General features: G+C 64.4%; 22 protein-coding genes. 8 read left to right on the top strand and 14 right to left on the bottom strand.

The window, feature by feature from the left end; genetic code table 11:
* Window positions 1–45 precede the first annotated feature (45 nt).
* The gene (locus AC07Y0_RS06720; protein WP_498680186.1) at window positions 46–1,251 is read left to right on the top strand and encodes a multidrug effflux MFS transporter; all 1,206 of its coding nucleotides are present in this window, start codon (window positions 46–48) and stop codon (window positions 1,249–1,251) included.
* 78 nt (window positions 1,252–1,329) lie between these two features.
* Here AC07Y0_RS06720 and AC07Y0_RS06715 read toward each other — a convergent pair whose 3' ends face one another.
* The 4 genes from AC07Y0_RS06715 to rpsD form a co-directional block, all read right to left on the bottom strand.
* Window positions 1,330–2,151, bottom strand: coding sequence for an inositol monophosphatase family protein (locus AC07Y0_RS06715; RefSeq protein WP_498675718.1), 822 nt, complete (start codon window positions 2,149–2,151; stop codon window positions 1,330–1,332).
* Window positions 2,152–2,153: 2 nt separating this feature from the next.
* The gene (gene ttcA / locus AC07Y0_RS06710) at window positions 2,154–3,035 is read right to left on the bottom strand and encodes a tRNA 2-thiocytidine(32) synthetase TtcA (protein ID WP_498675716.1); all 882 of its coding nucleotides are present in this window, start codon (window positions 3,033–3,035) and stop codon (window positions 2,154–2,156) included.
* A gap of 63 nt (window positions 3,036–3,098) precedes the next feature.
* The gene (locus AC07Y0_RS06705; RefSeq protein ID WP_498675715.1) at window positions 3,099–4,025 is read right to left on the bottom strand and encodes a glutaminase; all 927 of its coding nucleotides are present in this window, start codon (window positions 4,023–4,025) and stop codon (window positions 3,099–3,101) included.
* Between the two features lie 113 nt (window positions 4,026–4,138).
* Window positions 4,139–4,756, bottom strand: coding sequence for a 30S ribosomal protein S4 (rpsD, locus tag AC07Y0_RS06700; protein WP_115669309.1), 618 nt, complete (start codon window positions 4,754–4,756; stop codon window positions 4,139–4,141).
* 336 nt (window positions 4,757–5,092) lie between these two features.
* Here rpsD and AC07Y0_RS06695 point away from each other — a divergent pair, with 336 nt between their 5' ends.
* The 3 genes from AC07Y0_RS06695 (at window position 5,093) to AC07Y0_RS06685 (ending at window position 7,901) form a co-directional block, all read left to right on the top strand.
* Window positions 5,093–6,091 (top strand): TerC family protein, encoded by a 999-nt coding sequence (locus tag AC07Y0_RS06695; protein WP_498675712.1) that lies wholly within the window; start codon window positions 5,093–5,095, stop codon window positions 6,089–6,091.
* 149 nt (window positions 6,092–6,240) lie between these two features.
* On the top strand, window positions 6,241–7,479 hold the full coding sequence (gene pepT, locus AC07Y0_RS06690; protein WP_498675710.1) for a peptidase T: 1,239 nt from the start codon (window positions 6,241–6,243) through the stop codon (window positions 7,477–7,479).
* Complete coding sequence (locus tag AC07Y0_RS06685) at window positions 7,476–7,901, top strand: DUF1810 domain-containing protein (protein ID WP_498675708.1); 426 nt, start codon at window positions 7,476–7,478, stop codon at window positions 7,899–7,901. Before pepT ends, AC07Y0_RS06685 begins: the two co-directional genes overlap by 4 nt.
* Before the next feature lie 11 nt (window positions 7,902–7,912).
* Here AC07Y0_RS06685 and AC07Y0_RS06680 read toward each other — a convergent pair whose 3' ends face one another.
* The 8 genes from AC07Y0_RS06680 to AC07Y0_RS06645 all read right to left on the bottom strand — a co-directional run bounded on the left by AC07Y0_RS06680 (window position 7,913) and on the right by AC07Y0_RS06645 (window position 14,910).
* Window positions 7,913–9,433 (bottom strand): ATP-binding protein, encoded by a 1,521-nt coding sequence (locus AC07Y0_RS06680; protein WP_498675706.1) that lies wholly within the window; start codon window positions 9,431–9,433, stop codon window positions 7,913–7,915.
* A gap of 276 nt (window positions 9,434–9,709) precedes the next feature.
* Entirely contained in the window at window positions 9,710–9,946 is a 237-nt protein-coding gene (locus tag AC07Y0_RS06675; RefSeq protein ID WP_498675704.1) for a DUF1127 domain-containing protein, read from the bottom strand.
* A 446-nt stretch (window positions 9,947–10,392) separates the two neighbouring features.
* Entirely contained in the window at window positions 10,393–11,682 is a 1,290-nt protein-coding gene (locus AC07Y0_RS06670; RefSeq protein ID WP_498675703.1) for a hemolysin family protein, read from the bottom strand.
* Window positions 11,683–11,779: 97 nt separating this feature from the next.
* Entirely contained in the window at window positions 11,780–12,613 is an 834-nt protein-coding gene (gene murI, locus AC07Y0_RS06665; protein WP_498675701.1) for a glutamate racemase, read from the bottom strand.
* Window positions 12,594–13,424, bottom strand: coding sequence for an RNA methyltransferase (locus AC07Y0_RS06660; protein WP_498675699.1), 831 nt, complete (start codon window positions 13,422–13,424; stop codon window positions 12,594–12,596). The genes murI and AC07Y0_RS06660 overlap by 20 nt, the downstream gene beginning before the upstream one ends.
* Window positions 13,425–13,493: 69 nt before the next feature.
* A complete protein-coding gene (locus AC07Y0_RS06655) occupies window positions 13,494–14,051 on the bottom strand; it encodes a hypothetical protein (RefSeq protein ID WP_498675698.1) in 558 nt (185 codons plus the stop codon).
* Window positions 14,052–14,127: 76 nt separating this feature from the next.
* Window positions 14,128–14,349, bottom strand: a complete 222-nt coding sequence (locus tag AC07Y0_RS06650; RefSeq protein WP_498675694.1) for a hypothetical protein — start codon at window positions 14,347–14,349, stop codon at window positions 14,128–14,130.
* A 36-nt stretch (window positions 14,350–14,385) separates the two neighbouring features.
* Window positions 14,386–14,910 carry a hypothetical protein gene (locus AC07Y0_RS06645; RefSeq protein ID WP_498675691.1) on the bottom strand — a complete coding sequence of 175 codons (525 nt, stop codon included), beginning with the start codon at window positions 14,908–14,910 and terminating at the stop codon, window positions 14,386–14,388.
* Window positions 14,911–15,140: 230 nt separating this feature from the next.
* On the opposite strand from AC07Y0_RS06645, the gene AC07Y0_RS06640 reads away from it, so the two are divergent.
* The 3 genes from AC07Y0_RS06640 (at window position 15,141) to AC07Y0_RS06630 (ending at window position 18,951) form a co-directional block, all read left to right on the top strand.
* Window positions 15,141–16,355 carry an NADP-dependent isocitrate dehydrogenase gene (locus AC07Y0_RS06640; RefSeq protein ID WP_498675689.1) on the top strand — a complete coding sequence of 405 codons (1,215 nt, stop codon included), beginning with the start codon at window positions 15,141–15,143 and terminating at the stop codon, window positions 16,353–16,355.
* 148 nt (window positions 16,356–16,503) lie between these two features.
* Window positions 16,504–17,124, top strand: a complete 621-nt coding sequence (locus AC07Y0_RS06635) for a glutathione S-transferase family protein (protein ID WP_498675688.1) — start codon at window positions 16,504–16,506, stop codon at window positions 17,122–17,124.
* Window positions 17,125–17,322: 198 nt separating this feature from the next.
* Entirely contained in the window at window positions 17,323–18,951 is a 1,629-nt protein-coding gene (locus tag AC07Y0_RS06630) for a SulP family inorganic anion transporter (protein ID WP_498675686.1), read from the top strand.
* Between the two features lie 123 nt (window positions 18,952–19,074).
* Here AC07Y0_RS06630 and alaS read toward each other — a convergent pair whose 3' ends face one another.
* Together alaS and recA are read right to left on the bottom strand one after the other, a co-directional pair.
* Entirely contained in the window at window positions 19,075–21,735 is a 2,661-nt protein-coding gene (gene alaS / locus AC07Y0_RS06625; protein WP_498675684.1) for an alanine--tRNA ligase, read from the bottom strand.
* 158 nt (window positions 21,736–21,893) lie between these two features.
* Window positions 21,894–22,979 (bottom strand): recombinase RecA, encoded by a 1,086-nt coding sequence (gene recA / locus AC07Y0_RS06620; protein WP_498675681.1) that lies wholly within the window; start codon window positions 22,977–22,979, stop codon window positions 21,894–21,896.
* A gap of 242 nt (window positions 22,980–23,221) precedes the next feature.
* Between recA and AC07Y0_RS06615 the strand changes: the two genes are divergently transcribed.
* A complete protein-coding gene (locus tag AC07Y0_RS06615) occupies window positions 23,222–24,166 on the top strand; it encodes a carbohydrate kinase family protein (protein WP_498675678.1) in 945 nt (314 codons plus the stop codon).
* Window positions 24,167–24,169 lie beyond the last annotated feature (3 nt).

Genomic DNA, 24,169 nt, shown 5'->3' with positions numbered 1-24,169 from the left:
GCCATGACTACAACGTTACAGCCGGCGCCCGCCAATTTGCGGGGTATGAGCCGAGTCGAATTCATCGCCATGATGGCCTTCCTGATGTCGCTCAATGCACTGGCCATCGACATCATGCTGCCAGGCCTGCAGGAGATCGGCATCGCGCTGAACGTGGTCAATGAGAACCACCGCCAGTATGTCGTCTCCGCCTACCTGATCGGCTTCGGCGTCGCCCAGCTGTTCTACGGCCCGATCGCCGACCGGTTCGGCCGGCGCCGTCCGATGCTGTTCGGCCTCGGCATCTATATCATCTCGTCGCTGGCCGTCGTCCTGGTCCCCTCCTTTGCCAGCCTGCTCGTGCTGCGCTTCATCCAGGGCATCGGATCGGCCGCGACCCGCGTCATCACCGTCTCGATCGTCCGCGACGTCTACGGCGGCCGGCAGATGGCGGAAGTCATGTCGCTGATCATGATGGTCTTCATGGTGATCCCGGTGATCGCACCGGGAACCGGCCAGGTCATCATGTTCATGGGCCACTGGCACTGGATCTTCGTCTTCATGGCGGTGTCGGCCATGGTGGTCGGCCTGTGGATGTTCGTCCGCCTGCCGGAAACGCTGACGGCCAAGGACGTCCGGCCGTTCACCGTCTCGTCGATCTACCAGGGTTTTCGCATCGTGCTGACCAACCGCATCGCGCTCTGCTACACGATCGCCAGCACCTTCATCTTCGGCGCGCTGTTCGGCTTCATCAATTCGGCGCAGCAGGTCTATGTCGGGATCTACGATCTCGGCGCGTGGTTTGCCGCCGCCTTCGCCGGCGTGGCGCTGTTCATGGCTCTGTCGTCCTTCGTCAATGCCAGGCTGGTCGGCCGGATCGGCATGCGGCGCCTGTCGCATGCCTCGCTTCTCGGCTTCATCGCCATCAACTTCGTCTGGTTGGTGGCGCAGGTGCTCGGACCGCAGCCCATGCCCTTCCCCCTGTTCATGGTGTTCTTCTCGCTCGCCATGTTCCAGTTCGGCTGGATCGGCTCGAACTTCAACTCGCTCGCCATGGAGCCGCTCGGCCATGTCGCCGGCACGGCCTCGTCCGTGCTGGGCTTCATGGGCACCGTCGGCGGATCACTGATCGGCGCGGCGATCGGCCAGGCCTATGACGGCACGGCCCTGCCGATGGTCGCCGGCTATTTCACCGTCTCGGTAATCGGCCTCGTCTTCGTCCTGATCGGCGAACGCGGCGTGCTGTTCCGCCAGCAGAACCCGCGCGTCTGACGACGGCGACCAACACATGAAAAAGGCGCGTGGACCGCAAGTCCCCGCGCCTTTTCTTTTCAACCAAAACTCACGCTCTCAGAGCGTGAAGACCTTTTCGCGCAGTTCCTGCCAGCTGTCGCGGTCGGGTGCAAGCAGCAGCCCGCCTTCGAAATTGTGCGGCAGGTAGCGCGAACCGTCGAGGCGGGCGACATGGGCGCCTGCTTCCTGCGAAATCAGCGTGCCGGCCAGATGGTCCCAGGGCATCAGCTTCTTGTACATCAGGAAGTGCAGGTGACCGGCGGCGAACGTGCGGTATTCATGCGCCGAGCAACGATAGCTGGTGAACAGCCTGACCTCGGCGAGATTGGCAAGGATCTGCCGCTTGGCTGCGGTCTCCATGTAGGTCAGCGCCGCAATGCCGACCATCTGGTCGAGCGGCACGGCGGGCGCCACTGCCACCTGGGCCTGCGATCCGTCCGGGCCGCACATCCAGGCGCCCGATCCCTTTTCGGCGATCAGCCAGTCATTGCCCATCGGATCATAGATGATGCCGGCGACCGTCTCGCCCTTCGATACCACGCTCAGCATCACGCCGAACAGCGGCAGCCCCGCCGCATAGTTGAACGTGCCGTCGATCGGATCGACGATGACGGCAAGATCGGCGTCGGCGATCCTGTCGAGCAGTGCCGGGTCGGCTGCGACCGCCTCTTCGCCGATGAACACGGCGTCGGGCATGACTTCGGCCACGCGCTGGCGGATCAGTTCCTCCGCCGCCTCGTCGGCCTCGGTGACGAGGTCGATGGCCTCGGTCTTCATCCGCACGTCGCCGTCGCCCAGCTTGCGGAAGCGCGGCAGGATCTCCGTCGCCGCCGCCTCCTGAAGTGCGTTGGCGAGCGCCGCAATGTCGAGTTCGGCCATGGTCAGACGTCCTTTGTCAGAAGGGAGGAAAAGTCGAAGAGCTTCGGGTCGAGCAGATGCGAGGCATCGACATGGCCGAGCGCCCGCAGCATGGCATCCTTACGGCCCGGCATCTTCGCCTCGATCCCCGCCAGCATCTCCTTCATCGCATTGCGCTGCAGGCCGTCCTGCGAGCCGCAGAGATCGCAGGGGATGATGGGGAATTCCATGGCGGCGGCAAAGCGCGCCAGATCGTCCTCGGCCGCATAGGCGAGCGGACGCAGCAGCATCAGGTCGCCGTCGTCGTTCAAAAGCTTGGCCGGCATGGCCGAGAGCCGGCCGCCGTGGAAGAAGTTCATGAAGAAGGTCTCGAGAATGTCCTCGCGGTGGTGGCCGAGCACCAGGGCATCGCAGCCCTCCTCGCGCGCCACCCGGTAGAGATTGCCGCGGCGCAGGCGCGAACAGAGCGAGCAATAGGTCGCACCGCTCGGCATTTTTTCCTTCACCACCGAATAGGTGTCGCGATATTCGATGCGGTGTTTCACGCCGATCGAGGCCAGATAGTCCGGCAGCACGTGCTTCGGGAAATTCGGCTGGCCCTGGTCGAGATTGCAGGCCACGAGTTCCACCGGCAGAAGGCCGCGCCATTGCAGGTCGAGCAGGATGGCCAGCAGCCCATAGGAGTCCTTGCCGCCCGACAGGCCGACCAGCCAGCGCTTCTGGCCCTTCAGCATGTCGAAGTCGGTGATCGCCTGGCGCACCTGGCGGATCAGCCGCTTGCGCAGCTTGTTGAAGCCGACCGAGCGCGGCGCGCGGGCGAAGACCGGATGCACGCCGGCTGCGTCCGCGGCGAATTCCTCGTCCTCGGCAGACAGGTCGACGGTCAGTTCGGCTGGGACGGTCATGGCTTCAGACTCCGCGGGCGCTTCGGGCGCGCGCCCTGCCAATGCCCGGTTGCCGCGGCAAGATCAAGCCCCGAATACCGACCAGCCGGTGCGCGCCGCCAGCATTTCGAGCGCGACCGAGCCGAGCGCGGAGTTGCCGACCTTGTTGAGGCCCGGCGACCAGACGGCGATCGAGGCCTTGCCCGGCGCGATGGCGAGAATGCCGCCGCCGACGCCGCTCTTGCCCGGCAGGCCGACATGGAAGGCGAAGTCGCCCGATCCGTCGTAATGGCCGCAGGTCAGCATTAGCGCATTGATGCGTCGCGCCCGCTTGGCCGAGACGACCGAATAGCCGCTGATCGGATCGGCGCCCTGGGCGGCGAGGAACAGTCCGGCGCGCGACAGCTGCCGACAGGTCATCGACAGCGCGCACTGGTGGAAATAGACGCCGAGCACATGATCGACCTCGTGATGCAGGTTGCCGAAGGAGCGCATGAAATTGGCCAGCGCATAGTTGCGGAAACCCGTCTCCGTCTCGGACCGCGCGACCGCGCGGTCGATGCTGATCGTTTCGTCGTCGGCCAGATAGCGCACGAAGCGCAGCACCTCGCCGATCGCCTCCTTCGGCTTGTGGCCGGCCAGCACCATGTCGCAGACCACGATCGCGCCGGCATTGATGAAGGGATTGCGAGGGATTCCGTGCTCCTGCTCGAGCTGCACAATGGAATTGAAGGCGGAACCGGAGGGCTCACGTCCGACGCGCTTCCAGATCGATTCGCCGGCCTTGCCGAGCGCCAGCGTCAGCATGAAGACCTTGGAGACGCTCTGGATGGAAAACGGCGTCGCCGCATCGCCCGCGGTGAAGACCTGGCCGTCCACCGTGGTCACGGCGATGCCGAACTGATTGGGATCCACCTTGGCAAGCTCGGGAATGTAATCGGCGACCTTGCCCTCGCCGCGCCGCTCGGCAAGCGACAATGCGATGTCGTCGATGATCGCCTGAAGGTCCATCTGCTTCCTTTCACAGCCAAGCGCCGCACGCCCATATTCGCCGCAAAATATTGCCGTTCAAATAGAAAAAGCCGCCCCGAAAGGCGGCTTTCAACAATCCGGTCGCGCAGCGATCAGCGCGAGTAGAATTCGACGACCAGCTGCGGTTCCATGACGACAGCGTAGGGAACGTCGGACAGGCCCGGGACGCGAACGAAGGTGGCAACCATCTTGTTGTGGTCGACTTCGATGTAGTCCGGAACGTCACGCTCGGCGAGCTGGACCGATTCGAGAACGGTGACCAGCTGCTTCGACTTCTGGCGAACTTCGATCACGTCGCCAGCCTTGCAGCGGTACGAGCCGATGTTGACCTTGACGCCGTTGACGGTGACGTGGCCGTGGTTAACGAACTGACGGGCAGCAAAGACCGTCGGGACGAACTTGGCGCGGTAGACGATCGCATCGAGACGCGATTCGAGCAGACCGATCAGGTTCTCCGAGGTGTCACCCTTGCGACGGTTGGCTTCGTCGTAGGTGGCGCGGAACTGCTTCTCGCGCAGGTCGCCGTAGTAGCCCTTGAGCTTCTGCTTGGCGCGCAGCTGCACGCCGAAGTCCGAAAGCTTGCCCTTGCGGCGCTGGCCGTGCTGGCCGGGGCCGTATTCGCGACGGTTGACCGGGGACTTCGGACGACCCCAGATATTCTCGCCCATGCGGCGATCGATTTTGTACTTGGATGCAGCGCGCTTGCTCATCGCATTTCCTTTACAACAGGTTACACCAGTCCGTTACCAGACTGGATCAAGGAAACACGCCCTCCTCTGAACTCCGTTTTGGAAGCTCTGACAGGCCTCTCACATAAAGCGTATGGAAAGTGCCACGGGACATGTCAAAGAAAACACCGGGCGACAGGCCCGGCGTTGATGGGGTCATTAGCGGTGGATCACGCGAAAGTCAACGGCCAGCGCTTGAACTAATTGCGCGAGTGACCATTTCGGGGAAACGCAGCACCGGGCCCCTCTGACGCGAGTGCCGGATTCCCGTGATGTCGGAGCTGCGATCATCAACCGTTCCGGCAAAGGAAACCCGCAATGGATTTTCTTTGGACAGACTTCCTGGGGACCGCCGTCTGGATGTGGCTCTCCTTCCTGGCCCTTGTGATCTTTCTACTCGCCCTCGACCTTGGCGTCCTGCATAAAAAGAGTGCCGAGATCGGCATTCGCGAAAGCTTCCTTCTCTCCGCCTTCTACATGTCGCTCGGTCTCGCCTTCGGCGGCTGGGTCTGGTGGCAGTCCGGCCAGCAGGCCGGCATCGAATACCTGACGGGTTTCGTCGTCGAGAAGAGCCTGGCGATGGACAATATCTTCGTCATCGCCATGATCTTCGGCTACTTCGCCATCCCCCGCGCCTACCAGCACCGGGTCCTGCTCTGGGGCATTCTCGGCGTCATCGTCCTGCGCGGCATCATGATCGCCGCCGGCGCCTCGATCGTCGAGAACTACCACTGGGTGCTGTACCTCTTCGCCGCCTTCCTGATCGTCACCGGCATCAAGATGCTGCTGACGGCCGACAAGGAATACGACGTCTCGGGCAATCCCGTGCTGCGCTTCCTGCGCAAGCACCTGCCCGTCACGGAGAAGCTGGAGGGGCATCACTTCTTCGTCCGCCGCGAGGACCTCATGTCCGGACGGATGAAGACCTATGTCACGCCGCTCTTCCTGGCGCTGGTCATGGTCGAACTGGCCGACCTGGTCTTTGCGGTCGACTCCATCCCGGCGGTGTTCGCCATCACCACCGATCCCTTCATCGTCTATACCTCCAACATCTTCGCCATCCTCGGCCTGCGTGCGCTCTATTTCGCGCTGTCGGCGCTCATCCACCGCTTCACCTATCTGAAGTATGCGCTGTCGGTGGTGCTAATCTTCATCGGCGCGAAGATCTTCATCGCCGACATGCTGGGGCTCGCCAAGATCCCGCCGGTGGTCTCGCTCGGCGTGACGGTCGGCATCCTCGCCGCCGGCATCCTCGGATCGCTCTGGGCGACCCGCAACGAGGAAAAGACTGCCGCCACGGCGCTGGAGCAGAAGTAAGGAAGACCGCGCAGGGCGGCCAGCCGGCCGCCCTGCCGCGCTCCGCCAGCGCTGCGACTGTTGCTTCACGAGGACGCGGCAAAGCATTCACCTCGCTCGCCGGGGCGGCTATAGCTAGGCGACCCCGCAACCGCAGATCGGATTCGCCCATGCCCGACACCGTCCTCGACCGCCTTCTTCGCTACGTCGTGATCGACACCCAGTCCGACCCGACCTCGTCGGCACAGCCTTCGACCGAGAAGCAGAAGAATCTCGGCCGGCTGCTGGTGAAGGAACTCCTGGCGATCGGCCTTGGCGACGCCCATCTCGACGAGCACGGCAATGTCTATGCGACCCTGCCCGCCAATGTGGAAAAGCAGGTCCCCGTCATCTGCTTCTGCTCGCACATGGACACGGCACCCGATTTCACCGGCACCAGTGTCAAGCCGCAGCTCGTGCGCCACTATGCCGGCGGCGACATCCGCCTGACCGGCGACCCCAACCAGGTCATCCGCCTGGCCAACAATCCGGAACTCAACGACCAGATCGGCCACGACATCGTCACCACCGACGGCACGACGCTGCTCGGCGCTGACGACAAGGCCGGCATCGCCGAGATCATGACCGCGATCCAGTTCCTCGTCGCAAATCCCACAATCCCGCACGGCATGGTGAAGGTGCTGTTCACCACCGACGAGGAGGTCGGCCGCGGCGCCGACAAGGTGGACCTGAAGAAACTGGGTGCCGACTTCGGCTACACGCTGGACGGCAGCACGGTCGGCGAGATCGAGGACGAGACCTTTTCGGCCGACGGCGTCGACATCGCCATATCCGGCGTCGCCATCCATCCCGGCACCGCCAAGGGCAAGATGGAGAACGCCATTAAGATCGCCGCCGAGATCGTCGCCCGCCTGCCGAAGGACCAGGCGCCGGAGACGACCGAAGGCCGCCAGGGCTTCATTCATCCGACCGACATCGCCGGCTCGATGGAAGGCGCCAAGCTGAGCTTCATCATCCGCGATTTCGACGACAGGGGCCTTGCCGAGAAGGAGGCACTGCTCGAGCAGATCACCCGCGAGGTCATGACGTCCTTTCCAGGCTCCACCTACACGTTCACGGTCAAGGAGCAGTATCGCAACATGAAGGTCGTGCTCGACCAGCACCCCCAGGTGGTCGACAATCTGATCGAGGCGGTGAAGCGCGTCGGCCTGACCCCGGTCCGCCACAGTATCCGCGGCGGCACGGACGGCTCGCGCCTGTCCTTCATGGGCCTGCCCTGCCCCAACATCTATACCGGCGGCCATGCCTATCACTCGCCGCTTGAATGGGTGAGCCGGCAGGACATGGAAAAATCGGTCGAGACCATCGTCGAACTGGTGAAGGTCTGGGAGGAAAGGACGCCCGCGTGAACGATCTCTTCGACCTCGAACGCTTCGTCGAAGCCCAGCAGCCGGTCTATGCGAGGGTCGTGAGCGAACTTCGCAACGGACAGAAGACCAGCCACTGGATGTGGTTCGTCTTTCCGCAGATCGCGGGCCTGGGCGGAAGCCCGATGGCGATCCGCTACGCCATCGGGTCGCTTGCCGAAGCCCGCGCCTATCTCGACCATCCGGTGCTTGGGCCTCGGCTGAGCGAATGCTGCGAGATCCTTGAGGGGCTGGAGGGCAGAACCGCCGAGGCGATCTTCGGCTATCCGGACGTGCTGAAGCTGAGATCGTCGCTCACGCTCTTTGCCCGCGCGGCCGGCCAGGGCGACAGCGTGTTCGATGCGTTGCTCGAAAAGTACTACGCGGGAACGCCCGACCCGCAGACGCTGGCGTTGATCGCCTAGCCTTCTGCCGGTTACTCCGCCGCCGAGGGAACCTCGCAATCGTCCGTCGCATTCGGATCGCCGGGCGCCGTCTCCACCTGCAGGTCCGGGAAGGCGACGATGCGCTTGCCGGCGAAGTCGGTATGGACGACGATCAGATTGTGTTCCTCGAAATAGCCGAGCAGACGGCGGGCGCGGCGGGCCGAATGGGTGCCGTAGGCCTTGGCGATGCACTGGTCCGAGGGGCAGGCCTCGCCGCGGATGGCGGCACGCGCCATCAGCAGGAAGACGCCCTGCAGGTCGTCGGAGACACGCTGCGACAGGTCGAGCGCCATGGCCCAGCTTTCGCTGCCGGCGGTCTCTTCGTCGACGCCGGAGCGGGTGATCGCCACGCGGCGGCGAAATTCGCCCATGGCCATGGGCGGGCCGGCCACGCGCCGCATGCGGGCGCGCACCAGAAACTCCTGATAGAGAACCGAATCGGTGCGATAGGCGGCCTGCGGGTCGGCGAGAATTTCGGCCAGCACATGGGCAAGCTTTTCCTCACGTTCCTCCGACGACATTTCCGGCGCCGACGGCCGGCCCTCGACCGGGCCGGCAGAACCACTCGCCGCGGGGGCTGCCTTCGACAGTTCGGCGAGGATGTCGGTCGTCGGCCGCGGCGCCGGCGGCGCGCGCCTGACCATCGGCCGGGTGAATTCTTCCGGATCGGGCGTGAAGATCAGGTCCTCGACGTCCTGCGGGGCGTCCGGCAGCGGCATCAGCTTCGGGCTCGACGAACGCGCCGAGGTCTCGACCGTGCCGATGACGATCGGCAGCGGCCGGCGCGACAGGGCCGGCCCGAGCGCGACGAAATTGCCGCGCTTCAAGTCGCGGAACATCTCCGCCTGGCGCCGGTCCATGCCGAGCAGGTCGGCCGCACGCGCCATGTCGATGTCGAGGAAGGTGCGACCCATCAGGAAGTTCGAGGCTTCGGCCGCGACGTTCTTGGCGAGCTTCGCCAGGCGCTGCGTGGCGATCACGCCGGCAAGCCCGCGCTTTCGGCCGCGGCACATCAGGTTGGTCATCGCGCCGAGCGACATCTTGCGCGCGTCTTCCGAGACGTCGCCGCCGACCGAAGGCGCGAACATCTGCGCTTCGTCGACCACCACCAGCACCGGGTACCAGTATTCGCGCTCGGCATCGAACATGCCGTTGAGAAAGGCGGCGGCGGCGCGCATCTGCTGTTCGATGTCGAGGCCTTCGAGGGTCAGGACGCAGGACACGCGGTGCTGGCGGATGCGGTTGGCGATGCCCGCAAGCTCGGCCTCGGTGCGCTCGCCGTCGACCACCAGATGGCCGAACCGGTCGGACAGAGTGACGAAGTCACCTTCCGGGTCGATGATGACCTGTTGCACCCACGGCGCCGACTGCTCGAGCAGGCGCCTGAGCAGATGCGATTTTCCCGACCCGGAATTGCCCTGCACGAGAAGACGCGTGGCCAGAAGCTCCTCGATATCGAGCTTGGCCGGCTCCCCGCCCGACAGAGTACCCATATCGATTCCGACCTGCACCAATACCACCTCGTCTGATCACGCGCTCGCCGGGCGAACACCTCGCCCTGCGAGCCACAGATGCTTTAGCAAATAAACTGCGAATCGGCGTCGAGAAAGACCCGGCATCAACAGGCAATTATGCCTCAGGGACCGACAAACTTCGAGCGCCGGGCGCATCTTTCCGCTCTTTGTCGGACGGAATGCCCGTGACGACCCCCCGGACCCGGCAGCCGCTGCACAGCCTGCCCCGGAGGGCTTCGGCGAAGCGTGCCGCCGAAGCCCTGCCATGCTTTGTCATAGCCGGATGTCCCAGGCATCGAAGCGCGGCGAACGCCGCCAGGTCTCCTGTGGTGGCAGGCCGATGTCCCGCAGCATGTAGTCGGAAAGATCGCTGACCGAATTTGACCTCCGGCGCCGCTTCCAGGCAACGTAGACCAGGGCGCGAGCCGATGCCCATACACCGAATTTCCGGCACAGGTCGTCGACCGCGGCCAGAGGGTCGTCTGCAATTATAGATTGTTCCTTATGCATAGCTTTTCCGTCCCGGCGCAGCGACGCGGCCAGGTCCTCTCGATGGAAAACAAGGGTGTGAGACGACCGGGAGAACGCAGCCATGCGTCTCGGCGACCGATCACGTCAATTTTGTTGAAAATGGCGCCAGACGCCGGGAATCCTGGACGGAAGACCGTTCAGGCGGTGGTTCGCGACCCCGGAGTGCAAAGCACCGAGAGAAGGAACATTGATCCGCCAGCAAGGCGCATGAATGCAAAATGATGTGACATCGACGCCTCCTGTGTTTGAGCTGCGGACGGCCTCAAGTTCTCACAAGACAAAGCAACCGACAAGTGCGCAATTGCGGATTGCAAACATCGGCGGATCACAGTTGCAGATCGGCAACAGGTGGCGAGCAGGCCGCCACGACGAACGCGGCGGCCGAAACGTCGGCCTTCAAGAAGGCAGTCAGGAGCAGGAAGCCGTCAGATCGAGGGTTCGCCCACCGGAGAGACCAGCAGCTTGTCGATGCGCCGTCCGTCGAGGTCGATCACCTCGAAGCGCCAGCCATTGGCCTCGAAGCTTTCGCCCAGTTCGGGAATGCGCTTCAACTCGGCGATGACATAGCCGGCGACCGTCGTGTAGTCGGGATCCGATTCGACCGGAATGCGGATGCGGTCGACGAACTCGTCGATCGGCGTCCAGCCGGCCACGAGATAGGAACCGTCGTCGCGGCGCACCACGTAGGGCTCTTCGTCCTCGTATTCCTGGAAGACGCCGGTGATCGCTTCCAGAATGTCGCCGGAGGTGATGATCCCTTCGAAATGCCCGTATTCGTCATAGACGAGCACCATGTGCAGCGGCGTCTTGCGGATCGCCTGGATGATGTCGACAGCGCTGGCAAGGTCCGAGACGATCGGCACCTCGCTCAGATGCTGGCGAATGTCGAAATCGGAGCCGAGCGCGATGGCATCGTAGATGCGCTTGGAAAACAGCACGCCGATGATCTCGTCGGAATCGCCGGAGCGGACCGGCAGGCGCGAATGGGCCGCACTGCGCAGCTTGTCGCGGATTTCCTCGAGCGTGTCGTCGACGTCGAGCACCTCGACGTCGCGGCGCGGCGTCATCAGACCACGCGCGGTGCGGTCGGCAAGGCGCATGACGCCGGAGATCATTGCCGATTCTTCGTTCTCGATCACGCCGGCGCTCTGCGCCTCGGCCAATACGGACTTGATTTCCTCGTCGGTGACCGTGCCGGCCGAAACGCCCTGCTGACCAAGCAGCCGCAGCAGCAGGCGTCCGGAATTGTCGAGCAGCCACACCAGGGGCGCTGCGACCTTCGACAGGATCAGCATGGGCGCGCCGACCTTGGCGGCGACCGCTTCGGGATTGCGCAGGGCGATCTGCTTCGGCACGAGTTCGCCGACGATCAGTGACAGATAGGTGATCATCACCACCACCGAACCGACGCCGAGAGCGCTCGCCACGTTCTCCGAAAGCCCCTGCTCGGCCAGCCATCCGGCCAGCCGGGCGCCGAGCGTGGCGCCGGAGAAGGCACCGGACAGGACGCCGACCAGCGTGATGCCGATCTGCACCGTGGACAGGAAGCGGCCGGGCTCCTCGGCGAGCCTGAGCGCGATGGTCGCGCCGCGATTGCCCTGTTCGGAAAGCACCTTGAGGCGCGTCGTGCGCGAGGAGACGACCGCCATCTCGGACATGGCCAAAACGCCATTCAGAATAGTGAGCAAGGCAACGATCAGAATTTCCGTAAACAAAATAAGCTCGAGGCTCCTGTGAACATGCGGCCTGTCCGGCGGCGGCCAAGACCTCTACCATGACTGGCCACCGCTTTCCAAATATCGGCGAGTAGATTTAGCGGTCCGCCGCCACCTTTAGCAAGGGCGTTACGATGTCGAGGCCGAGGCCCTGCATCAGGCGGCGGGTGGAAAAATCGGGATTGCCCGAGGTGAAGACGGCAAAATCGAAGCCTTCCGGGTGTTCCGCCCCCTCGACCAGCGGTACCAGCCGGCGGGCCTGGCGCGCGATCGCCTCCGCCGGATCAAGCCAGTCGACCGGCCAGGGCGCGAGCCGGCGAAACACGTTGGCGAGGAACGGATAGTGGGTGCAGGCGAGCACGACGATGTCGGTGCGCGCGCCGTCCTTCTCGACGAAACACGGCGCGATCTCCGCCAGCACCGCCTCGTCCGACACCGGCTCGCCGCGGATATAGGCTTCCGCCATCCGCGCAAGGTTTTCGGACCCGACCAGCCGCACATGACACCGGGCGGCGAAGGACTGGATGAGGTCGCGGGTATAGGCGCGCTTGACCGTGCCGGGCGTGGCGAGCACCGAAACGAGCCCGGACCGGGTGCGCTCGGCCGCCGGCTTGATCGCCGGGACCGTGCCGATGAAGCGCATGTCGGGAAAGGCATGACGCAGATCCGTGCCGGCCAGAGTGAAAGCGGTGTTGCAGGCGACGATCACCGCTTCGGGATCATAGGTCGCGAGCAGTTCGGCGAACAGATCGAGGATTCGCTGTCGAAGCGGTGCCTCCTCCCAACCGCCGTAGGGAAAGCCGGCATCGTCGGCAACGTAGATGAAGCCGCGTTCCGGCATCAGGACGCGCGCCTCGCGCAGCACGGTCAGCCCGCCGATGCCGCTGTCGAATACCAGCACCGGCTTCAGTTCATTCCCCGTCTGCGCCATCGTCCGCCCCGTCCAAGTCCTGCCAAGGGCCCGCCTTGCCGCGCGGGCTCTTGCGGCTGTAGCGATCGAATGTGGCGAAAACGCCGCGCATGATGCTGATCTCCTGTTCGGAATAGGCGCGGCGCGTCAGCACGGCGCGCAGATTGTCGATCATCTTCGGCTTTTTGGCCGCAGGCCGGAAATAGCCGCGCGCATCGAGCGCCTCCTCGACGGATTCGATCATGCCGAACAGCTGTTCCTTGGTGGCCGGCTTCTGCTCGAGCGGCTGGAACGAGGTTTCAGCCAGATCCTCCAGCCCGCCCTTCATCCACTCATAGGACATCAGCAGCACGGCCTGGGCGATGTTGAGCGAGGCGAAGGCGGGGTTGACCGGAAAGGTGACGATCTCGTCGGCCAGCGCAATCTCTTCGTTGGTCAGCCCCCAGCGCTCGCGCCCGAACATGATGCCGGTCGCCTCGCCCGCCTTGAATTTCGCCCGCAGGGTCGCAGCCGCCACCACCGGCGAACGGACGGGCTTGAAACCGTAGCGTTCGCGCGCGGTCGTGGCATAGACGAAATTGAGGTCGGCCAACGCCTCCTCCAGGGTGTCGAACACGCGGGTCGCGTCGATCACATGGTCGGCCTTGGAGGCTGCAGACCGCGCCTTCTCGCTCGGCCAGCCGTCGCGCGGATTTACCAGGCGCAGTTCCGACAGGCCGAAATTGGCCATGGCGCGCGCCACCATGCCGATATTCTCGCCGAGCTGTGGCTCGACAAGAATGATCGCCGGCCCTTCGGCCAGAAGTTCGCGTTCGGAATTGGTGCCTGACATATTAAGCCTCGAGAAGGATATCGGGGCTCCATTCGCACAAAAACGGCCGAACGCAAAGGGCGCGGGCGATTAGTCCTCGCCCTTGAACCCCTTCAGCATGTGGTCGATGTCGCTCCGGACCAGATCGGCGTACCGGGCCTTGACCGATGTCTCAATCCGCCCGTCCTGGTAGTCGGCGTTCCAGAAGTTGTCGATGACGTAGCGTCCGTCCTCCTGGATGACGTGGAAGCGCAGGGCGGGCTCCTTCATGTCGGGCTTCTGGCCCCAGCAGGACGAGACGTCGAAATAGACGTCTACCGGCACCAGATCGCCCGTCGGCTTGCCGGTCACGATCCTGAGATCCTTCATCTCGCAGGGGTCCTGGCTGACAACCACTTCGTCCTGCCCCGTCATGAAGCCCTGCATATCGAGCAACTCGTCCCCGAGCGCCGCCATGCGATAGATCTGCGCGAAGCTCCGGCTGTAGATCGATGTCAGCAGGATCTCGTCGAAATAGTCGCTGGCCGCGCTGTTGCCCTCGATGCCGTCGGCGACCTTCATCAGGGCCATAACGGGATCCTGCGGTTCGCCCGCCTGGGCAGCACCTGCGACCAGCGAGGTTGCGAGCAGAAGCACACGAAATATCATGAGGCCACCTCCAGCAGCGGACATTCAACTTATCTCATGATGGCCCGAGAGACGCGTGAAGCGCGCCGAGCCATCGTCATTGCGCCAGCGCATCGAGCTCGGCGCGCAGCGGTGTCCGGTCCACGAACCGGATGTCGTCGACCACGTAGCGCTTCTCGCCGACCTCGTCGCTTTCCTGAACCAGGCGGTAGACGACCTCCGTGACCTCGTCCTTGCCCTCGTATTCGCCGTCATAACACCAACTGCACGCCAAAACCGACAGTCCACAGGCGACCGCCACCAACTGCATCGCCTTCATGATGCATTCCTCGGGTTCACGTTCGGGGCCGTTGCCTCACTGGGCGGCGATCTTCTTCAGCTCGTCCTTGATCGACTCGCCCGAATTGCCGTCGACGACCGGATAGATGTCGTCGATCACCGGACGCCCGCCCTCCTCCTGGACGTGGAAGATCAGCACGGTGTCCTTGAGGTATTCGGGATCGTCGCCGAAGCATTTGCGGTTGTTGAACAGCGCCGTCACCTGGCCGTCGCCGTCATCCTCGACGCGGATGTTCTCGAAGGCGCAACCGTCCTGTCCGCGGGCGATCGGATCATAGTCGAAGGGGGAGCCCGTGGTTTCGCCTTCCGGCGGATCATAGGCGGGATGCTTGGATGCCTCCTTGTAGGCGGCGACGAAATCGGCGCTGAACAGGCGAACGAGGCGTTCCTCGCTGAAGACGTCCTCGGAGGTGGCGTTCTCGCCCTTCCAGTTGCCGGCCGCGACGTCGATGACTTCCTTGACCGGGGCGGTGAGTTCCGCGGCAAGAGCGGGGCAGGCCGCGAGACAAAGCGAGACGACGGCGGCGGCGAGAGACTTCATGGCGCAGGTCCTGCAAAATGAGGGAAACGGATCGGCGGCAATCTAGCGGAGCGCGGGCAAACCACAAGGCCGGCAAAAGGCCGCCGATACGGCCAAAGTTGGTATGATTTTGTGAACGAAAAGGCGCTACAGCGGGGGCTCTGCGCTTTCAGTTCCCGATCCGGAATGCTATAGCCCAGCCAGACTGACAACAGGGACCCTCGTCCCTCCCCCTAGCCGCGAGGATACTCATGAAAAAGATCAAGGTTGCAAACCCCGTCGTCGATCTCGACGGCGATGAGATGACGCGCATCATCTGGCATTTCATCAAGGAAAAGCTGATCCTGCCCTATCTTGATCTGCAGATCGAATATTACGACCTCTCGGTCGAGAACCGCGATGCGACCAACGACCAGGTGACGATCGATTCCGCCAACGCCATCAAGAAGCACGGCGTCGGCATCAAGTGCGCGACGATCACGCCGGACGAACAGCGCGTCAAGGAATTCAACCTCAAGGAAATGTGGAAGAGCCCGAACGGCACGATCCGCAACATCCTCGGCGGCGTCATCTTCCGCGAGCCGATCATCTGCAAGAACGTGCCGCGCCTGGTTCCCGGCTGGACCAAGCCGATCGTCGTCGGCCGTCACGCCTTCGGCGACCAGTACAAGGCGACCGACTTCAAGTTCCCCGGCAAGGGCACGCTGACCATCAAGTTCGTCGGCGAAGACGGCGAAGTGATCGAGAAGGAAGTCTACAAGGCCCCCGGCGCCGGCGTCGCCATGGCCATGTACAACCTCGACGAGTCGATCCGCGATTTCGCCCGCGCCTCGATGATGTACGGCCTGATGCGCAAGTGGCCGGTCTACCTGTCGACCAAGAACACCATCCTCAAGGCCTATGACGGCCGCTTCAAGGACATCTTCGAAGAAGTCTACCAGAACGAGTTCAAGGCTCAGTTCGACGAAGCCGGCATCATCTACGAACACCGCCTGATCGACGACATGGTCGCATCGGCGCTGAAGTGGTCCGGCGGCTATGTCTGGGCCTGCAAGAACTACGACGGCGACGTGCAGTCCGATACGGTCGCGCAGGGCTTCGGCTCGCTCGGCCTGATGACCTCGGTCCTGCTCACCCCGGACGGCAAGACGGTGGAAGCCGAAGCCGCCCACGGCACGGTCACCCGTCACTATCGCCAGCACCAGAAGGGCCAGGAGACCTCGACGAACTCGATCGCCTCGATCTTCGCCTGGACCCGTGGCCTCGCGCACCGCGCCAAGCTCGACGACAATGCCGAACTCGCCCGCTTTGCCACGACGCTGGAAAAGGTCTGCATCGACACCGTCGAAAGCGGCTTCATGACCAAGGACCTGGCGCTGCTGATCGGCCCCGACCAGCCGTGGCTGTCGACCACCGCCTTCCTCGACAAGGTCGACGAAAACCTCAAGAAGGCCATGGCCGCCTGAACCATTTGGTTCGGCTCAACGCCTCCAGATGACGGAAACCCGGCCTCGCGCCGGGTTTTCTTTTTTTGCACCCGACCGTCTTGCGCAGCCTGGACAAGGCTGTTAACAATTGGAACATAAGGGGAACACAACAGCGAGGGATGAAGGAATGGCCGATCTGACGCTCTATACCAATCCCATGTCGCGCGGCCGCATCGCCCGCTGGATGGTCGAGGAAACCGGCCAGCCCTATGACACCGTGATCGTGCCTTTCGGTCCGGCGATGAAGTCGGCCGAATACCGGGCGGTGAACCCCATGGGCAAGGTGCCGGCGGTGCGCCACGGCGACGTCGTCGTCACGGAATGCGCAGCGATCTGCGCCTACCTGGCCGACACCTTCCCGGAGGCGAAGCTCGCGCCTCCGAACACGCAGCGCGGCAGCTACTATCGCTGGCTGTTCTTCGCCGCGGGTCCCCTGGAGGCAGCGGTCAGCAATCGCAGCTTAGGCTTCGAGGTTCCCGACGAGCGACGCGGCATGATCGGCTACGGCAGTTTTCAGGACGTGATGGATACGCTCGAAATCGCCGTCTCGACCAATCCTTTCGTCGCCGGGCAGGCCTTCACCTCAGCCGACGTCTATGTCGGCTCGCATATCGCCTGGGGCCTGCAGTTCGGCTCGATCGAAAAGCGGCCCGCCTTCGTCGACTATCTCGGCCGCGTCAGCGGGCGTCCCGCCTTTCAGCGAGCGAGGGAAAAGGACGATCAGGCGGCGGCAGCGATGCAGCCATAGGGACTGCCGAAGGTCCCACCGCCGCGGATCGGCGGATGAAGAACGCACGGATCGGGTGGGCGGATATGATCGATGGTCGGGATCGTCGCGCCGGACCGGAAAGCGCACAGAACGATTTTACCGCGACCGAGACTCAGGATATGAAAGGGACGCGTTCAAGACTGTATCTGCTCCAACGCCGGTGAGCGATCGGCCCTCATGAATCAGGACTTCACGCCAAAAATCGTCAGCGTCGTCCAGGAAGGCTATTCCGTGGCCCGCCTGAAATCGGACGCGCTGGCCGGGCTGACCGTGGCGATCGTCGCCCTGCCGCTGTCGATGGCGATCGCCATCGCCTCCGGCGTCACCCCAGACCGGGGGCTCTTCACGGCGATCGTCGGCGGCTTCCTGGTTTCCCTGCTCGGTGGCAGCCGGCACCAGATCGGCGGACCGGCCGGCGCCTTCATCGTGCTGGTCGCGACCACGGTCGCGACCCACGGCGTCGAGGGCCTGATCGTCGCGACGATGATGGCTGGCGTCTTCCTCATGCTGGCCGGCGCACTGAAGCTCGGCGACTATGTGAAGTTCATCCCCTATCCCGTCACCGTCGGATTTACCGCCGGCATCGCGGTGATCATCTTCGCCAGCCAGATCAGCGAATTGCTGGGCTTGAGGCTCGCGGTCAGGGAACCCGGCGCGCTGGTCGACAAGGTCCCCGTGCTGATCGAGGCTCTGCCGACGCTCAGCCCGTCCGCCGCAGCAGTCGCGGCCCTGACGGTCGCGACCATTCTCGTTTTGCGGACGTTTCGGCCGACCTGGCCCGGAATGCTGATCGCCGTCTGCCTTGCCTCCGCCGTGACGGCACTCCTGCATCTCGACGTATCGACGATCGGCACCCGCTTCGGCGGCATTCCCCGCAGCCTGCCCTTGCCGCAACTGCCCGACTTCTCGCCCACCCTCATGCGTGCCGTCCTGCCCGACGCCATCGCCTTTGCCCTGCTCGGCGCGATCGAATCCCTCTTGTCGGCGGTCGTCGCCGACGGCATGACCGGCCGGCGCCACCGGTCCAATGTCGAACTGATCGGCCAGGGCGTCGCCAATATCGGCTCCGCCCTGTTCGGCGGCATGTGCGTCACGGGCACCATCGCCCGGACCGCGACGAATATCCGCGCCGGCGCGACCAGCCCGGTCGCCGGCATGCTGCATGCGCTGGTGCTGCTGCTGTTCATGGCGATCGCCGCCCCGCTCGCGAGCTACATACCGTTGCCGGCGCTTGCCGGCGTTCTCGCCATCGTGTCGTGGAACATGATCGAGCGCCCGGCCTTCGTCGCGCTGATCAAGACCTCGCGCGGCGACGCCGTGGTTCTGCTGGTGACCTTCCTGCTGGTGGTGTTCCGCGACCTGACCGAAGGCATCATCGTCGGCTTTACCCTTGGCGCGCTGCTGTTCATCGACCGCATGGGCAAGAGCGTGACGGTCGCCCCGCATGACGACGAGCCGGAACGGCCGCTGGACAATACCGACAGCAGGACGGTGGTCTATCGGCTCGGCGGCGCCTTCTTCTTCGGTGCGGCGGCGACCGTCGGCTCGGTGCTCGACCGCATCGCCGACCAGTATCACCATTTCGTGCTGGACTGCTCGGCCCTGTCCTTCATGGATTCGACCGCCGCCAACGTGATCGCCGGCACGGTCCGCAAGGCGCGGCGTGCCGGCGTTTCAGTCTATATCGCCGGCGCCGGCCCCGAGCTGCAGCGCCTCCTCGAAACCCACGAGGTGCACGGAACGAACGTGACCTATGTGCGAAGCGTGGAAGAGGCCCGCAAGCTCATCGCGACACGGCCGGCATAGCCAGCGCAAAAGGTGCATCGCCGGCCGACCACGAAAAAGGGCCGGCGCACGGGACGCCGACCCATAATTCCTTCTAATCAGGCACAACGACAGAAGGGCAGCGCCCTCCCCGAACGCCTTCGCTCAGCCGGCGAGCGCCGCGACCACGGCCTCGATCGCCGCATCCGCCTTGTCGCCGTCCGGGCCGCCGGCCTGGGCCATGTCGGGACGGCCGCCGCCGCCCTTGCCGCCCAGCGCCGCCGAGGCGACACGCACCAGATCGACCGCGCTCGCCTTGCCCACCAGATCGGCGGTGACGGCCACGACCGCACTGGCCTTTCCGTCTTCCGACACGCCGATCAGCACGACCACGCCCGAACCGAGCGACGCCTTACCGTCGTCGGCCAGGGCCTTGAGGTCCTTGGGATCGACGCCGTTCAGCACCTTGCCGATGAAGCGGATGCCGTTGATCTCGCGCGCGGCGTCTTCGGCCGCGGCCTGGCCGCCGCCCATGGCGAGCTTGCGCTTGGCGTCCGCCAGTTCACGCTCGAGCTTGCGGCGCTCGTCGATCAGCGATTCGACGCGCGACACGAGGTCGGCGGGCTGGACCTTCAGCGTCGAGGCAAGCTGCTTCACGCGCTCGTCCTGGTCGGCGAGGTAGGCGCGGGCCGACTCGCCCGTCAGCGCCTCGATGCGGCGCACGCCGGCACCGACAGCACTCTCGCCGAGAATGCGTACCAGTCCGATATCGCCGGTCGCGCCGACATGGGTGCCGCCGCACAGCTCGACGGAATAGGGCTTGCCGGCCTTCGGGCCTTCGATCGCCGTGCCCATCGAAACGACGCGCACTTCGTCGCCATACTTCTCACCGAACAGCGCCATCGCCCCTTCGGCGATCGCGTCGTCGACGCTCATCAGGCGGGTGGTGACCGGCGAATTCTGCACGATGATGGCGTTGGCCATCTCCTCGACGACCTTGAGTTCTTCCGCCGACATCGGCTTCGGATGGGAAACGTCGAAGCGTAGGCGTTCGGGCGCGACCAGCGAACCCTTCTGGGCAACGTGGGTGCCGAGCACCTCGCGCAGCGCCTCGTGGATCAGGTGGGTGGCCGAATGGTTGGCGCGCAGCCGCGAGCGGCGGGCGTGATCGACCGTCAGCGCCACGGCGTCGCCGACGCGGATCGTGCCCTCGGAGACCGTGGCGATATGGACGAACAGGCCCTCGCCCTTCTTCTGCGTATCGCTGACGACGACGGTCGCGCCATCGGCAGTGATCAGGCCGGCATCGCCCATCTGGCCGCCGGATTCGCCGTAGAACGGCGTCTGGTTGACGACGATCTGGACGCTCTCGCCCCTGGCCGCGCTGTCGACCGCGGCCCCGTCGCGCACGATCGCCTGCACCTGGCCTTCGGCCGTTTCGGCGCTGTAGCCGAGAAACTCCGTGGCGCCGTGCTTTTCCTTGAGTTCGAACCAGACGGTCTCGGTCGCCTTGTCTCCCGAACCGGTCCAGTGGGCGCGCGCCTCGGCCTTCTGCCGCTGCATCGCATCGTTGAAACCGGTGAGGTCGACGCCGATGCCGCGCGCGCGCAGCGCGTCCTGCGTCAGATCGAGCGGGAAGCCGTAGGTGTCGTAGAGTTTGAAGACGGTCTCGCCGTCGAGGCTGTCGCCCTTGTGCAGGTTCACGGTCGCGTCCGACAGCAGCGAGAGGCCGCGCTCCAGCGTCTTGCGGAAACGGGTTTCCTCCAGCTTCAGCGTCTCGGCGATCAGCGCCTCGGCACGCACCAGTTCGGGATAGGCACGGCCCATCTGCTGCACCAGAACCGGCAGCAGCTTGTAGATGACCGGCTCGCGCGCGCCGAGCAGTTCGGCATGGCGCATGGCGCGGCGCATGATGCGGCGCAGCACATAGCCGCGGCCCTCGTTCGACGGCAGCACGCCGTCGGCGATCAGGAAGGCCGAGGAACGCAGATGGTCGGCGATGACGCGGTGGCTGGCACGGCGCTCGCCCTCGGCCGGAACGCCCGTCAGGTCGACGGAGGCCTCGATCAGCGCGCGGAAAAGGTCGATGTCGTAGTTGTCGTGATGGCCCTGCAGGACGGCGGCGACGCGCTCGAGGCCCATGCCGGTGTCGATCGACGGGCGCGGCAGGCTGACGCGCTCTTCCTTCGTCACCTGCTCATACTGCATGAAGACGAGGTTCCAGATCTCGATGAAGCGGTCGCCATCCTCTTCCGGCGAGCCGGGAGGGCCGCCCCAGATATGGTCGCCGTGGTCATAGAAGATTTCCGAGCACGGACCGCACGGACCGGTATCGCCCATGGCCCAGAAATTGTCGCTGGTCGGAATGCGGATGATGCGGTCGTCGGTCAGACCGGCGATCTTCTTCCACAGGTCGAAGGCCTCGTCGTCGGTGTGGTAGACGGTGACCAGCAGGCGCTTGCGGTCCAGGCCGAATTCCTTGGTGATCAGGTTCCAGGCAAGCTCGATCGCCCGTTCCTTGAAATAGTCGCCGAAGGAAAAATTGCCGAGCATTTCGAAGAAGGTGTGGTGACGCGCGGTATAGCCGACATTGTCGAGGTCGTTGTGCTTGCCGCCGGCGCGCACGCATTTCTGCGCGGTCGCGGCCGTCGTGTAGGGACGCTGCTCAAGCCCGGTGAAGACGTTCTTGAACTGCACCATGCCGGCATTGGTGAACATCAGAGTGGGGTCGTTGCGCGGCACCAGCGGGCTCGACGACACGATTTCGTGGCCGTTCGCCTTGTAGTAATCGAGAAAAGTCGACCGGATGTCGTTCACGCCGCTCATGTCATGCCCTTCATTCTGGCCGGAAACCGGCCAATCCGCGAAAATCAATGGCTTTTATCGCCCGCCATCCCCCCTGTCCAGCCGCCCGACGCAAAACCGGCCACACCTCTTTCGATATGTGGCCGGTCTTTGAACGGGAAAATGACAGGGTGCCGCACTTACGCGTCGCCGGCGTCGCCCTCTTCGCTGTCCGGACCGCCGTTCTGCAGGAAGCGTTCGGCGATCAAGCCGGCATTCTGGCGAAGCGCCATCTCGATTTCCTGGGCGAGCGCCGGATTGTCGCGCAGGAACAGCTTGGCGTTTTCACGGCCCTGGCCGAGGCGCTGGCTGTTGTAGGAGAACCACGCCCCCGACTTCTCGACGATGCCGGCCTTGACGCCGAGATCGACGAGTTCGCCGGTCTTGGAAACGCCCTCGCCATACATGATGTCGAACTCGACCTGCTTGAAGGGCGGTGCCATCTTGTTCTTGACGACCTTGACGCGGGTCTGGTTGCCGACGACCTCTTCGCGGTCCTTGACGGCGCCGATGCGGCGGATGTCGAGACGGACCGAGGCGTAGAACTTCAGCGCATTGCCGCCGGTGGTGGTTTCCGGCGAGCCGAACATCACGCCGATCTTCATGCGGATCTGGTTGATGAAGATCACCATGGTGTGCGACTTCGAGATCGAAGCGGTCAGCTTGCGCAGCGCCTGGCTCATCAGGCGGGCCTGAAGACCCGGCAGGCTGTCGCCCATCTCGCCTTCGATTTCGGCGCGCGGGGTGAGCGCGGCAACCGAGTCGACGACCAGGACGTCGATCGCGCCGGACCGCACCAGCGTGTCGGTGATTTCGAGCGCCTGCTCGCCGGTGTCCGGCTGCGAGATCAGGAGATTCTGCAGGTCGACGCCGAGCTTGCGGGCATAGACCGGATCGAGCGCGTGTTCGGCGTCGACGAAGGCGCAGATGCCGCCCTTCTTCTGGGCCTCTGCGATCGTCTGCAGAGCCAGCGTCGTCTTGCCCGAGCTTTCCGGGCCGTAAATTTCAACGATTCGTCCCCTCGGCAAGCCGCCGATGCCGAGCGCAATGTCGAGGCTGAGCGAACCGGTCGAGATCGTCTCGATTTCGACCACGCTCTCGTTTGCCCCGAGTTTCATGATCGAGCCCTTGCCGAACGACCGTTCGATCTGCGAGAGCGCCGCTTCCAATGCCTTGCTTTTGTCCACCGATTTGTCCTCTACGAGCCGCAAAGAATTTTGTGCCATCTGGTCCACCTTTAGGTTATTGAAGCCGCATAGGCAATGAAGCAGCCGAAGGCCAATATGTACACGTTTTGTTCCGATTTGGCAATACCATGCCAAACTATTGGTATTTCTACATATTCAGAAGAATGTTCGCTTTTTGTCCGGACATTCTGCGGCACGGGCGCGGCAGGCTTGCGACGATATTTTTCCGTCGGTTTTCCCCGCTTCGATTCGCAAGGTGAGACCCGCCCGGGGAAATGCCGATGACACTCGACATTCTTGTCCTGGGCGGCGCCCATATCGACCGGCGCGGCCGCCTGGACGGCCCGACCCGCATGGGTGCCAGCAATCCCGGGCGATGGCTGGAAGAGCCCGGCGGCGGCGCCTTCAACGCCGCCTGCAATCTGGCCCGCCTCGATTGCCGGGTGCGCATGATCGCCCCGCGCGGCGGCGACGCCTATGGTGAACGGGTGGCCGACGCGGCCGAACAGGCCGGCATCGAGGATTGTCCGGTCGTGTTCCTCGACCGCGCCACGCCGAGCTATACGGCGATCCTCGAAGCCGACGGCAACCTGATCGTCGCGCTCGCCGACATGGCCCTCTACGATCTGTTCTCTGCGCGCCGCCTCAAGAGCCGGTCGATGCGCGACAGCCTTGCGCTGGCACCCCGGTTGCTGTGCGACGCCAATCTTCCCGGCGAGACCATCCTCGCCCTTGCGGCCAGCGCCAACCGGCTCGGCAAGCCGATCGCGGCGATCGCCATTTCTCCGGCCAAGGCGACCAAGCTCAAGGCGTGCCTGCCGCTTCTCGACCATGTCTTCATGAACGCCGCCGAAGCCGAAGTGCTGGCCGGCGCCCGCGCCGAACATCCTGCCGACTGGCCGGTCCTGCTGCGCCGGGCCGGCCTGCGCGCCGGAACGGTCACCATGGGTGCCGGCGCGACGGTGGCGTTCGACGAGAGCTGCACAGCCCTGCTCGCCCCGCCGCGCCTCGACGAAATCTCCGACGTGACGGGTGCAGGCGACGCCTTCGCCGCCGGCTACCTCTCGGCCAGCATTGCCGGGGAGCCGATCGCAGAGGCGCTGCGCCACGGCACCGCCTGCGCCGCGATCACCCTGCTTTCGCCGCACGCCACGGCGCAAAACCTCACACCCGATCTCCTAAAGTCGGGGCTGGCCCTTGTGCCGGCTGCCGCTATCCTGTCATGACAC

The organism is Allorhizobium sp. GW101-3B10 (assembly GCF_059424725.1).
This window is presented reverse-complemented; position numbering and strand designations above follow the sequence as displayed.